Genomic DNA, 12,827 nt, shown 5'->3' on the forward strand with positions numbered 1-12,827 from the left:
TAAGAGTCCCCTTCCATGACATGATAGATGCAAAAGTGAGTACAGACGTAGTTACTTCTTCCACTGCTTCATAATCCACTCATGATCCGGATCGTTATGAAACTTCCAGGTACGGATCGGTCCGGCCATAACATTCAAGTAATATACATCATATCCGGGCGGAGCTGAGACGGGGTGGTAGCCTTTTGGAACGAGCACCGTATCACCGTTACTTAAAATCAATGTTTCATCCAACGAACGATCATCGGTATAAACACGCTGGATGGCAAAACCATGCTCAGGCTGTATTTTATGATAGTAGGTTTCCTCCAGATAGGATTCCTCAGGTAAATTGTTCTCATCATGCTTATGCGGAGGGTAGCTGGACCAGTGGCCGTTCGGTGTAAACACCTCAACTACTAGCAGGCTCTCTGCGGGCTTATTTTCAGGCAAAATCTGATGAATTCTCCGCTCCGTATTGCCTTGCCCACGAATCTCAACCTCAATATCTTCAGGAGCAATTAGCCTTGCTTCCAGCTCACCCTTGGCCGGTGCGCTGCATATGGCTAGTTCCACAGCCGTCACTGCTTCAAGCTCAAGCTCAACGCCTGGTGGAACGTAGATGCTATAGGGCTGCTTTTGCTCAAACACGCTCATCCGGTCGCCGATTTCATTCCAGCTATTTTCGCCTGCCGCTGCGTTTGCTTTACCACTCAGAAGCACCGCGCAAAGCTCTGTTGAATCTCCTGCTTGCCTTTTAAACGATTGCCCAGGTGTTAGCTTGAACACTTCAAAACCAACATAAGTCCATCCCGCGGAAGCCGGAGTCACGGTTACTATATTGCCGTTAGCTTCCGGCTCTGGCGCGCTTGATACGATCAGTTCGGATTTTGCCATGGTTGACTATTCCTCCTTATACTTCCTAGATTTCTTCCAGCTTAACCGGTCTGCCTTCCAACAGGGAACGTTTCGCCGCCGCGGCAATACGCTCAGCTTGCAATGCATCGTTGCCGTCAACCGGCACCTTCGTACCATTCACTATGGCGTGAAGAAATGCCAAAGTTTCCTCCGCATACGCTTGCTCATACCGTTCCAGGAAAAAGTATTTGGGATTGTCACGATATACGGCATCCTTCGTGCTGATTTCTGCCGTATTCGGATGATCATTAGCTATTTGAATGCAGCCCTTCGAGCCAAATACCTCTACTCGCTGGTCATAGCCGTAGACAGCCTGACGGCTGTTATCGATTACACCCAATGCTCCGTTAGCAAACTTCAACGTTGTTATCGCCGTATCGATATCACCGAGCTCCCCGATCACAGGATCGACCAAGACCGCTCCCTGTGCGTATACTTCTTCAACCTCGCTGTTCGCTACAAAACGAGCCATATCAAAGTCATGGATTGCCATATCCATAAACAACCCGCCGGATACTTTGATATAGTCTGCCGGAGGCGGAGCGGGATCACGTGAAGTAATTTTGATCAGATGAGGATCTCCGATCTGACCTTCGAGTACGCAATCACGGACCCGCTTGAAGTTATGGTCGAATCGTCTGTTAAAACCGGTTTGCAGCAATACACCATGCTCTTTAACCGTCTCCAAAGCTTGCTGAGTCTGTAAATAATCCATGCTGATCGGTTTTTCGCAGAAAATGTGCTTGCCTGCCTTTGCCGCTTCTTCTATTAAAGGAACATGGGTATGTGTTGAGGAACAAATGTAAACCGCTTGAACTTCCGGATCCTGCAATACATCACGATAATCGGCGGAAACATGGGGTATGCCTAGCTCTGCAGCCCACTCCTTAAGAGAGTCCGAAATCATCACATCCGAAACAATGTGCAGCTCAGCCTGCGGATGACGGGCGATATGTCCTGCATGCAGCTTTCCAATTCGGCCAACGCCGATAATGCCAATTTTTATTTTAGTCATAAGTGCTGAACCTCTTTCAAATTAAAGATGGAATTCATTAAAAGTAAACGTACAAAAAGTCAACTTAATTGAACATTCTGCTTAAGCAGGAGTGATCTCTGCAATATATTGCTTAGCTATACGCGCATACTCTACAGGCTCTGCGATAGCAGGATCCTGCTCGGCCTCGATAGTGACCCAGCCTTCATAGCCGCGTTTGGCCAATTCTTCATAGATCGGAGCGAAGTCGATAACCCCATCACCCGGTACAGTAAATATTCCTTTGCGTACCGCCTCACGGAAACGAACACCCTCAGCCTGCTTCCATTCAAGCACATCCTTACGGACATCCTTCAGGTGAATATAGGGAATGCGATCGTAATAGGTCTGTAAAATCTCGAGCGGATCGCTCCCTCCAAAATAGGCATGACCCGTATCGTACAGCATATGAACCAATTCAGGGTCGGTAGAATCCATCAATCGTTTGATCTCTTCCCCGCTCTCTACAACGGTTTCCCCATGGTAATGGTAGACCAGCTTCATTCCCAGCTGCTTGCAGTAACGGCCCGCCTCATGAAGTCCTTCTACCATATTGCTCCATTGTTCATCCGTCAGAGGCTCGATATGAACGCTGTTCTTGTTTAAATCTTCAAATGCATTGCCGGTTTCGCAGGTAACGACATGCTTGCAGCCCATCTCATGCAAAAAATCAGCATGCTCGCGAAACGCTTGCAATTCTTCAGCGTGCCGGGACTTGTCGCTAAAATGCACCGACTTCCATTGCGACGTTAGCTCCATTCCATAGCTGTCCAGCAGTTTTTTCAAAGCCTCGGTATCACGCGGGAATTTGCGGCAAAACTCCGTTCCAACAAAACCCAGCTCAGACATTTGGGACAATACCTGCTCTGCCGTGTAATGATCTCCAAGCGCCATAATATCTTCATTCACCCAATTGATAGCGGATATGCCGTACTTGATTTTCATGGATTGGCCTCCTATTATCCATTCATAAGTTAACTTGCAGCTATTTGTTTACCATGCTTTGGCTGTTTCTTTCTTCCGCTTCATGCTCTCGTGCGCTGCCTGGACGCTATCCGATTCTGAAACCTCGGCCACTCCAACATGCCACCATGACTCATACCCATCCGTATTGGTTCCGGGAAGCACCTTGATGTCTATTAAGGTCGTTCCTGCCTCCGCTTTGGCGCTGGCAAGCGCTTCGCGCAGTTCTTCCACAGTGCGTGCAGAGTAGGATGCAGCCCCTAAGCTGCGGGCGTGAGCGGCAAAATCAATCTTCATATAATCACCGTTCAATTGAGATGACTCTGCACTGCGGCCACGGAATTCATTTCCGAAGCTTCCTCCGCCTTGTCCTCTTTGCAAGTTGTGAATACATTGAAAGCCATGATTATCGAAGAGAAGGATAGTAATTTTGCGACCTTCCTGCACACTCGTAACAAGCTCGGAATGCAGCATTAAGTAGCTTCCGTCTCCAACCATCGCGTACACTTCACCAGCCGGATCAGCTAGCTTCACGCCAAACGCGCCGGAAACCTCGTAACCCATACACGAAAAACCGTATTCCATATGGTATGTCTTCGGCTGAGTCGTTCTCCATACGCGGTGAAGATCCCCCGGTAAGCTGCCTGCTGCACATACAATTACATCCTGAGGACCGATGAATCCATTAATTTCACCTAACACACGAGTTTGTGCAAGCCCTTGCTCCATGTCGATATTGTATAAACGTTCTACTTCAGCATCCCATTGCGATTTCAGCCCTGAGAGCATTTCAGCTTCGTAAGAAGCATGATAATTACGCTGTGCCAGCTCTTGCGACAACGCTTGCAGTCCAGCCTGTGCATCAGCCACTATAGCTGCGCCTTCCAGCTTGAAAGCATCCATCGGGCTCACATTGATATGTACTACCGCTGCCTCTGGATGAAAGGCCGATTTGGAAGCCGTTGAGAAATCCGCGAGCCGTGTACCAACGCATAGCAATAAGTCTGCTTCTGCTGCCAGTCGGTTCGCTCCTAGCGTACCGGTTACTCCAACGCCGCCAAAGGCCAACGGGTGCTCCCAAGAAATCGCACTTTTGCCGGCTTGAGTTTCTACTACAGGAATGCCGAACTGCTCCGCGAATCGCACAACCTCTTCAGTTGCCAGAGAATAGTGAACGCCTCCGCCACATAGCAGTACGGGACGCTTTTTGGTAGAAATAATAGCTGCAGCCCGTTCGATGGAAGCGGTCGCTGCTGGTTTACGGTCAATGCGATGTACGCGCTTACTAAAGAACTCGGCTGGGTAATCGTAAGCCTCGCACTGCACATCCTGCGGAAGAGACAAGGTTACTGCCCCCGTATCGGCAGGGTCTGTCAGCACACGCATGGCTTGCATCACAGATGACATAAGCTGCTCGGGTCTTACTATCCGATCCCAGAATTTACTTACCGGCTTGAAAGCATCGTTAGCTGTCACTGTATAATCGAGAGGATATTCGATTTGCTGCAGTACCGGGTCCGGCTGGCGGCTAGCAAACGTATCGCCTGGAAGCAATAGCAATGGAATCCGGTTTACCGTTGCTGTCCCTGCTGCCGTTACCATGTTCAAGGCTCCAGGGCCTATTGATGAGGTGCATGCGAACATTTCGAGCCTGTTTTTTTGCTTGGCAAAAGCCATAGCTGCATTGGCCATTCCTTGCTCATTTTTCCCTTGAATAAATAAAATTTCATTCTTGTACTGCTCTAGCGCTTGCCCTATGCCTGTCACGTTGCCATGACCGAAAATACCCATAACACCCTTAAAGCATTTGTATTCCTGTCCATCAAATTCAACATATTGATTATTCAAAAACTTTAACAGTGCCTGTGCCATTGTTAAACGGATTGTTGCCATTTTCTCACTCCTGTCATAACTTGATTAGTTATTTATATTGGTACAAAAAGTGATAAATTACGTCAAAGGAAAGAAACTGGTTAAGCGCTTTCCCTTATGAGGAAATTATAGCATACTCAGTAGTATTCGTGTCAATCAAATATTTTCACTTCTAAGCTTATTTGATCATCATTCCGGTATTCCTTGCCCTATTTCCCATTGTTGTATATTCCCTATGTACCTTCAAAGCTAAAGCGGTGGCATGCCTTCATCCCCTTTAGCGGAGCGAACTGCCAATCACTCGCTTAGACGGAAGTAGGGTGCGCTATTTTATTGTTTTAACGGTATTATTCAAGTTGAACGGAACTAGGATCTCTTATTTGTTAATAAATAGGGCATTTCAGCCTATCTAAGACGGAATAACGTATCGTAGTTCCTCGACATCATGAAATGGGACTAGTTTTCAAACAATAGAGCATCGACGTTCCGTTAGTCAGCGGCATTCATGTCAGATGGATCCAAAGACAAAGCCTATGATGGATGAAAATGTTCATCATCATATTCCCTTCCCCGCAAAAGAGAGACTTCCCCTTTACCGTATATAGAGTCGACCATCCGTCCGCCGTTATTGATAGCCATAAACTCCTCTGCAGTGTTCGATGTACGTACATATACTTTTAGCGAAGAGATCCACATACACATAACCTTAAACAACTCGCCAGTACTGCATCCACGGAAGTGAAGGATAATGCGGAAGTAATTGTTCCTTTATCACCTGAAAAGTCCAAAAATCAGAGTGATACGGGAACAGCCAGTTCCGTTATTGCTCTGTTTTGTGCATAAATGCTCCAATCTGACCAACATAACGGAATTCCCGCTTCCGCTATCGCACCAGATTGGCGGCGGCAGACGGAATAACGGAACTTTCCGTTCCGTACAAAATCCTCCTCGGCCCATCGCCGCTATCCCTATAAAAATCCCCCCTGATCATGGGGTGCATTAAAGCTCTTAAGCTCTGATGTAGCTCTAATATAGCTCTAATATAGCTCTAATGTAGATCGAATGTAGCTCTAATCTAAACAAGTTAGGCAAGTCACTCAATCATTCTTCATTCCTTCGAAAAGCTTTCCGATCGAAATTCTTTCATTGAGGATACATTTCAACCTTATAGGCAGCTTGTCTTGCGAGATAAATAGAGTACCCTCGGCAAACTTAGAAAGGGTACCTCACTTTAGTGCTGTAAAGTGCTTGAACTTTCATCAATTAGTTGTGCCTAGCTTGGCTAGGCGCGCTAAGTCTAAAAAAAAGCTTCTTGCCCGATTGTTAATCGGTACAAGAAGCGCTTGCTAAGGCTCGATAGCCGCAGAGGATTGTCTTATTATCAGCTCGGGCAGCAGCACTGCCCGCTGCTTGATTGATTTCTCGTTGCGTATTTCCTGAATAAGCAGATCGACGGCTTGCCTTCCGATCTCCTGTATTGGTTGGGCAACTGTTGTGAGGGAAGGATCAATCATCGTAGCCAAGATCGTATTGTCAAACCCAACCACTGATAAATGATCAGGAACCTTAAGCCCCTGCTCTCGAGCAGCTTGAATGCTTGCAATAGCCAATAGATCATTGCAGGCAAACAGTGCCGTTGGCGGCTCGGAGCCGTTCAACAAGGATGTAGCCGCTGTTCTCCCGTTGTCCAGGGTAAAGCCACCAACCTTAACCAGACTGTCATCAATGGCGACACCTTGATCTCGCATGGCCTGGAGACAGCCCCTGATGCGCTCCTGATTGCTGATATGATCCAAATCTTCAGCCAATATGGCGATTCGTCGATGCCCTAATTCCACCAAATGCGATCCAGCCTGATAGCCACCAAGGTAATCGTCTACCATAACTGTATCTAAGGCAAGTGCTGGCATCTCACCGGCTATTAAAACTATCGGCACCTTTTTTTGAACCAGCTGTTTCAAGAATAGCTCTTTAGAGGTGCGGGTAGCTACAATAATGCCGTCCACTCTTTTTTGAGTAAGTAAAGAAAAATACCTGTCTTCCTTCTCCGGATCATTGTCCGTGCTGCAAATAAACAAATTAAATCCGTGCTCATGGCCGCGGTCTTCAACAGCCCGGGCAATTTCCGCAAAGTACGGATTGGCCAGATCAGGAATAGTAAGTCCTATTGTGTATGTGCTTTTCCCCGTTAATGCGGAAGCAACCATACTTGGTTTATACTGCAGCCGATCCATAACGGCAACAACATGCTTGCGAGTTTTATCACTAATACGCCCTGTTCCGTTAATTACTTTGGATACTGTCGCAATCGAGACCCCGGCGGCATCAGCTACATCATATATGGTACGTTTCATAACAAGCTTGGGGCTCCTTTCTGTTGTCCTGCTGACTTAAGCACTAATATTTTCCACCTCTACGGTCAATACATGCTGCAGATGTCTTATTTTATGATAAATCTCGGTAATTGGAATTTTACTTGATGCTGAGATAATCAACTCAATTTGCTGATGATTATCAGCCACATCTTTAACCTTACTGTGTTTCACCCGCATCGAATCGCTTTGAAGCTGTTCAATAAGCGCTGTCATCCCATCGATATGCTCCACTACTACATTTAGAGAAAGGTCACGCTCATTCAATTTATTCGGACCAAACAGCTTAATAAACATGGGGAACAAATTGACAGCTACAATAATCAGAATCACCGCGATCGAAGCTTCAAAATAAAACCCAGCTCCCGATGCGATACCAAGCGCTGATGCAGCCCAAACCATGGCAGCGGTTGTCAATCCTGAGATCACATCGTTCTGCCTTCTTAATATAACACCAGCCCCGATAAAACCGACTCCACTTACGATTTGGGCAGCAAGCCGCAGCGGATCCATATTGTTTTGCCCGGAAATTGCGTATTTGTGCGCCGCTTCAATCGACACAATGGTAATCAAGCAGCTCGCTACTGAAATAACCATGCTCGTTTTCATTCCTAAAGGCTTATGCTTCAACTGACGGTCTATACCGATCAGAAATCCCAGAAACAGCGACATACATAATTTAAAAACAACATCATACATCATTTACTGCAACACCTCTTCTCTCTCTCATCCCATGTAAAGCGCTTAAGCTCAAGTTCTTTTTTTTGCTTAGTATAGAGGATAGCAACCCACTTAGCAATCCCTTTAAGCAACAATGTTAGATTTGTTAACCTAGAAAAAATAAAGGACTGTCCCATTTGAGACAGCCCCATACTTTAGCCTTACTTTAAAAACTGACGAACCAAGCCAATTAATAAGAGCCACGGATATAGGCGTGCACTTCTTGTTCATAAAATGCCCGCAGCCTCTCATGTTCTGTAGAGCTAAAGGATGCTGTGTCCAGCACTCCCAGATTGTCCTCAATCTGAGCCACATTCTTAAACCCAGGAATAACACATGTAATATTCGGGTTATCCAATATCCAACGCAAGGCAGCACGCGTCATGTTGCCTTTGCCCTCTGCAATCCAGGAAAGCTCGCGGCTCAAGGCAACGCCTTTCTTGAATGGTAGACCAGCAAACGTTTCTCCAACATTAAAGCTGTCACCATTTTGGTTATAATTGCGATGATCCTCTTCCTCAAACACCGCGTCTTCCTTGAATTTCCCTGTTAACAAACCGCTGGCTAAAGGCAGCCGCACCAATATTCCAACGCCCTTTTCTTTGGCTTTCGGGAATAACTCCTCTTGCGGCTTTTGTCTGAAAATGTTATAAATCACCTGCAGCGCCTTCACATTAGGAGACTCCAGGCATACTAAGCCTTCCTCCACACTTTCCACGCTAACGCCGTAATGCCTGATTTTACCTTCCTCTTGCAGCTTATCAAGCACACTGAACACGGATCCGTCACGTAAAATTTCAATCGGTGGGCAATGGATTTGATACAGATCAATACGCTCGCGCTGCAGCCGCTTCAAGCTTTGCTCACAGAAAGCTCTTACTGATTTTTCCGTATATAGGGCGGGATCATGAATATCGCCGGCACGGCAAAATTTCGTTGCAATATGAATATTGTCTTCTTTTCCTTTAGTTGCCTTTGCCAGCAGCTCTTCACTATGACCGCTCCCATACACATCTGCTGTATCAAAAAAGTTGACGCCCGCCTCCATTGCACGCTCCAAAGCACACAACGATTCGTTGTCATCTACCTTTCCCCATGAACCTCCGATGGCCCAAGTGCCGAAGCTAACCTCGCTGACCGATAGCTCTGTCGAGCCCAATTGTCTGTATTTCATATATGGCTCCTCCTTATATTCAAGTCACAAGCTTATTACTGCCTACTCTGCTCATTATACATGGTAGATAAAGAAGTCAAAATAACGCAATAATAGTTGACTTACTTACATCAGAGTAAGTGACCCTCCATTAATCAGCTTTGCTGACAGAAGCAAGACGCAGCAAATCATCGCCGCTCACTTTGGATAACTGATTAATGAATTCGATTTGGAAGCTGCCCGGTCCTTCATGCCCTTTCTTATCGGCAGCCACTTGGGCTGAGACACCATAATAAGCAAGTGCAGCCGTTGCAGCCAGAAGCTTGTCCTGCTCGACGGCGGCAAACGCACCGATTACAGAAGTGAGAAGACATCCTGTACCCGTCACTCTTGTAAGAAGCGCATCTCCATTGTTTACCAAGTAGGTTGTAGAACCATCTGTAATAACATCGGTTTTACCTGTGACAACAGCCAGGCAGCCCAACTGGAGCGCAGCTTTTTGCGCCAGCTCCATTACATTTCCAGTGCCTTCGCCTGCATCTACCCCTTTGATTTTCCATTGCTCACCAACCACATTTGCAATTTCAGCAGCATTTCCGCGTATAACCGACACTTTCACTTCTTTCAAAATTTTTCTGGCTGTATCGGTTCTATAACGAGTTGCTCCCGCACCTACAGGGTCCAAAATAACGGGAACACCATGCTCATTGGCTGATTGGCCTGCGATGATCATAGCTTCTACTTCCGTTTCGTTCAAGGTTCCAATATTCAATACAAGCGCACCCGCAATAGCGGCCATGTCAGCAACCTCTTCTTTGGCATAAGCCATTACAGGCGATGCTCCAAGTGCAAGTAGTCCGTTAGCGGTAAAGTTCGTAACGACCACATTCGTGATGTTATGAACAAGGGGACTAACACTTCTAACCCGATTTAAGCAGTCAATAATTTGGTTAATTTCCACGATCATTCTCTCCTTTTTGTCCTCCGCCGAATTCATTCTTATAGCAACTCGAGCACTGAACCCTATTATAATTAAAAAGTGTACCACAATATGGGGCATCTTGATAAATACGAAAAATACGAATTAAAATTTAACCTACATTTCCTACTTGAATTATCGGATTTGATATGTTACCATTTCACTAATCCATTACATTATTGAAGCCAATTGGACCGCCAAAGGCTCCCCAGCTGTCAGATTTTCTGATCAAGCTTCCGGGAGCCTATTTTAATTCAGGGGTGAAATCGATCATGAGTAAATCTGACCGCAAGCTTCATCTTAATCTATTCATGAACAGTATGGGTCATCATGAAGCCGCATGGCGTCATCCCCATTCGGATGCTAATCTGGTTATTGATTTCTCACATTTTCAAAAACTCGCTCAAAAAGCCGAACGCGCAAAGCTGGATTCACTCTTTTTTGCCGATAGACTGGCAACAAGTTTAACCGCAGCAAAATACGGGGCAGTGGGCGGTCTTGAGCCTCTGACACTGCTAGCTGCTCTGGCAGTGGTGACTGAGCGGATCGGCCTGATCGCTACGTTATCAACCAGCTTTAACGAGCCCTTCAACATCGCACGACGTTTCGCTTCACTCGATCATCTTAGTGGAGGCAGGGCAGGATGGAATATAATCACCTCCGGTACCGATGGCGAAGCCCGCAATTTCAACTACGAGCATATCCCGGAGCATAGCAACCGATACGAGAGAGCCCATGAATTCGTTGATGTGGCTATCAAGCTATGGGACAGCTGGGAAGAGGATGCCCTCATCCGAGATAAGAATGCCGGCATTTATGCTGATAGCAGCAAGGTGCATGAACTAAACCATAAAGGTACTTTCTACTCGGTCAAAGGACCGCTCAATGTTACCCGCTCCCCTCAAGGTCGCCCTGTTCTCGTGCAGGCGGGTTCTTCTGAGAATGGAAAAGAATTCGCCGCTCAATATGCCGAAGCCATATTCACTGCTCAGCAAACCTTTGAGGATGCCCGCGCCTTCTATACCGACCTTAAATCGAAGCTTGCCCGATACGGAAGACCTCCTGAGCATGTCAAAATATTGCCGGGCATCTGCCCAATCATTGGGCAAACCGAGGCTGAGGCTAAGGAAAAAGAAGCTGAGCTCCACGAGCTGACGAATCCTGAGTACAGTCTGCTGCAGCTTTCCAACCGGATAGGCTTTGATTTATCCTCCTATCCATTGGATGGACCGCTTCCTGAATTACCGGATTCCGAGGAGATCAACGGTCACCAAAGTCGAACCCAATTAATCAGGGAGCTAGCCCAAAGGGAACAATTGACGATTCGCCAGCTGCTGCTCCGTCTTGCCGGCGGTCGCGGTCACTACACGATTGCAGGCACCCCTGAGCAAATTGCCGATCAGTTGGAAGCATGGTTTGTGGGGGGAGCTGCTGACGGATTTAACATCATGCCTCAGCTCATGAACGGCGGCTTGGACGATTTTCTGGACTATATAGTCCCTGAGCTGCAGCGCAGAGGCTTATTCCGGACCGAATACAGCGGACGGACTTTGCGTGATCACTACGGTCTTCCTTATCCCACAAACATTTATAGCCAAGAAAGCAAGCAGCACAAAGTAAACCACATCGTTTGAATTAGCAAGAAATTTAGTAAGGCAATGTAGTTAAGAAACAACCATTAAGAAAAGGGGATTGAAACTTATGAACAAGAAAAAATGGACCATTTCATCGCTTGCCCTTATTACAGCATTATCATTTATCGTACTTACGGCTTGCGGAAAAACGGAGGCAACAGGCGCAGGGGCAAAAAGCCAAGCAGCAGGAAGCGATAAGCCCAAGGAAAAGGTTGTCGTGAATATCGGCGTTCAAGGTAAAACAGGTATTTTTCCATACGCACGTGAAAAAGGATATTTCGAAAAAGCTTTTGCCAAAGTCGGTGCCGAGGTCAAATGGAGCGAATTTGCCAGCGGTCCTCCGCATTTTGAAGCTTTAACGGCAGGCAGGCTGGATTTTGGAGCCGTAGGTGGGACACCGGTTGTCTCCGGACAAACTGGGGACGTTGATTTCAAGGCGATTGCGGTAACAGCAGACGGTAAGAAAGGCAACTTTATTGTCGTGCCGAAGAATAGTCCAATCAAAGACCTCAAGGATTTGAAAGGGAAAAAAGTAGGGGTGGCCAAAGGCAGCAGCGCCTATAACTTTCTCTACATGGCCATTGATAAGGGAGGGCTAAAGGGCGATGATATTAAAGCCATTCAGCTCCAGCCAGATGAAGCAAGACCTGCATTAGACAGCGGGGCTCTGGATGCTTGGTCGATCTGGGAGCCGTATGCCGCAACGGCTGTTTTCCAGACAGGGGCCAAAATATTGGTTAGCGGACAAGACTTGAATATTAATGCGCCCAGCTTTATCGTAGCTAGAACTAAATTTACGCAGGAGCATCCCGATCTAACTGTTGCTTTTCTGAAAGCCTACGAGGAAGCGCGTACTTATTACGTTGGACATTTGGATGAAGTAACCGATGATTTGGTCAAATCGCAAAAGCTGGACAAAGAAATTATTAGCACCGTTTTGAAAAATTCTGAGCCAATCCTTTCTCCAATAACACCTGAGTTTGCCAAAGCGCATCAAGAACAGGCAGACTTCCTTTTCTCAGTTGGAGCCATTAACAAAAAGCTGGACACATCTAAAGTGATGGAGAGCAAGTTCGTTGAGCAGGCCTTAAAGGAAATCAAAGAGAAGAAGTAACCAGCGAGAAGCATTTAGAAAATTGAGAATATCTAATAGAGGAATATGATTTGAGAAGAAATGAAAGATGAGGGGAATGGTCCCCTCGTC

At 46.5% G+C, this 12,827-nt stretch carries 10 protein-coding genes; 2 read left to right on the forward strand and 8 right to left on the reverse strand.

The window, feature by feature from the left end; all coding sequences use genetic code 11:
• Window positions 1-51: 51 nt before the first annotated feature.
• The 8 genes from iolB to thiM form a co-directional block, all read right to left on the reverse strand.
• Window positions 52-876, reverse strand: coding sequence for a 5-deoxy-glucuronate isomerase (gene iolB, locus ACFQ0C_RS29860; protein WP_379372181.1), 825 nt, complete (start codon window positions 874-876; stop codon window positions 52-54).
• Window positions 877-901: 25 nt separating this feature from the next.
• Window positions 902-1,912, reverse strand: a complete 1,011-nt coding sequence (iolG, locus tag ACFQ0C_RS29865) for an inositol 2-dehydrogenase (RefSeq protein WP_379372183.1) — start codon at window positions 1,910-1,912, stop codon at window positions 902-904.
• Window positions 1,913-1,993: 81 nt separating this feature from the next.
• A complete protein-coding gene (gene iolE / locus ACFQ0C_RS29870; RefSeq protein ID WP_379372185.1) occupies window positions 1,994-2,875 on the reverse strand; it encodes a myo-inosose-2 dehydratase in 882 nt (293 codons plus the stop codon).
• Window positions 2,876-2,923: 48 nt separating this feature from the next.
• Complete coding sequence (gene iolD / locus ACFQ0C_RS29875) at window positions 2,924-4,786, reverse strand: 3D-(3,5/4)-trihydroxycyclohexane-1,2-dione acylhydrolase (decyclizing) (RefSeq protein ID WP_379372187.1); 1,863 nt, start codon at window positions 4,784-4,786, stop codon at window positions 2,924-2,926.
• A 1,325-nt stretch (window positions 4,787-6,111) separates the two neighbouring features.
• Entirely contained in the window at window positions 6,112-7,119 is a 1,008-nt protein-coding gene (locus ACFQ0C_RS29880) for a LacI family DNA-binding transcriptional regulator (RefSeq protein WP_379372189.1), read from the reverse strand.
• A gap of 36 nt (window positions 7,120-7,155) precedes the next feature.
• Complete coding sequence (locus ACFQ0C_RS29885; protein WP_258214889.1) at window positions 7,156-7,839, reverse strand: MgtC/SapB family protein; 684 nt, start codon at window positions 7,837-7,839, stop codon at window positions 7,156-7,158.
• Between the two features lie 208 nt (window positions 7,840-8,047).
• Complete coding sequence (locus ACFQ0C_RS29890; RefSeq protein ID WP_379372192.1) at window positions 8,048-9,031, reverse strand: aldo/keto reductase; 984 nt, start codon at window positions 9,029-9,031, stop codon at window positions 8,048-8,050.
• A 130-nt stretch (window positions 9,032-9,161) separates the two neighbouring features.
• Window positions 9,162-9,971 (reverse strand): hydroxyethylthiazole kinase, encoded by an 810-nt coding sequence (gene thiM, locus ACFQ0C_RS29895; RefSeq protein ID WP_379372194.1) that lies wholly within the window; start codon window positions 9,969-9,971, stop codon window positions 9,162-9,164.
• Window positions 9,972-10,261: 290 nt separating this feature from the next.
• Here thiM and ACFQ0C_RS29900 point away from each other — a divergent pair, with 290 nt between their 5' ends.
• Together ACFQ0C_RS29900 and ACFQ0C_RS29905 are read left to right on the forward strand one after the other, a co-directional pair.
• Entirely contained in the window at window positions 10,262-11,623 is a 1,362-nt protein-coding gene (locus ACFQ0C_RS29900) for an LLM class flavin-dependent oxidoreductase (protein ID WP_379372196.1), read from the forward strand.
• Window positions 11,624-11,690: 67 nt separating this feature from the next.
• Entirely contained in the window at window positions 11,691-12,737 is a 1,047-nt protein-coding gene (locus ACFQ0C_RS29905; protein ID WP_258214893.1) for an aliphatic sulfonate ABC transporter substrate-binding protein, read from the forward strand.
• Window positions 12,738-12,827: the final 90 nt, after the last annotated feature.

Origin of the sequence: Paenibacillus sp. GCM10027630 (assembly GCF_042676305.1) — a bacterium.
In the GTDB taxonomy this organism is placed as follows: domain Bacteria; phylum Bacillota; class Bacilli; order Paenibacillales; family NBRC-103111; genus Paenibacillus_S.

Bases quoted from the DNA above. Each gene is read 5' to 3' on its own strand.
- ACFQ0C_RS29890 (WP_379372192.1), bottom strand. From the start codon at position 9,031: ATGAAATACAGACAATTGGGCTCGACAGAGCTATCGGTCAGCGAGGTT.
- iolE (WP_379372185.1), bottom strand. From the start codon at position 2,875: ATGAAAATCAAGTACGGCATATCCGCTATCAATTGGGTGAATGAAGAT.
- ACFQ0C_RS29905 (WP_258214893.1), top strand. From the start codon at position 11,691: ATGAACAAGAAAAAATGGACCATTTCATCGCTTGCCCTTATTACAGCA.
- iolG (WP_379372183.1), bottom strand. From the start codon at position 1,912: ATGACTAAAATAAAAATTGGCATTATCGGCGTTGGCCGAATTGGAAAG.
- ACFQ0C_RS29885 (WP_258214889.1), bottom strand. From the start codon at position 7,839: ATGATGTATGATGTTGTTTTTAAATTATGTATGTCGCTGTTTCTGGGA.
- iolD (WP_379372187.1), bottom strand. From the start codon at position 4,786: ATGGCAACAATCCGTTTAACAATGGCACAGGCACTGTTAAAGTTTTTG.
- ACFQ0C_RS29900 (WP_379372196.1), top strand. From the start codon at position 10,262: ATGAGTAAATCTGACCGCAAGCTTCATCTTAATCTATTCATGAACAGT.
- iolB (WP_379372181.1), bottom strand. From the start codon at position 876: ATGGCAAAATCCGAACTGATCGTATCAAGCGCGCCAGAGCCGGAAGCT.
- ACFQ0C_RS29880 (WP_379372189.1), bottom strand. From the start codon at position 7,119: ATGAAACGTACCATATATGATGTAGCTGATGCCGCCGGGGTCTCGATT.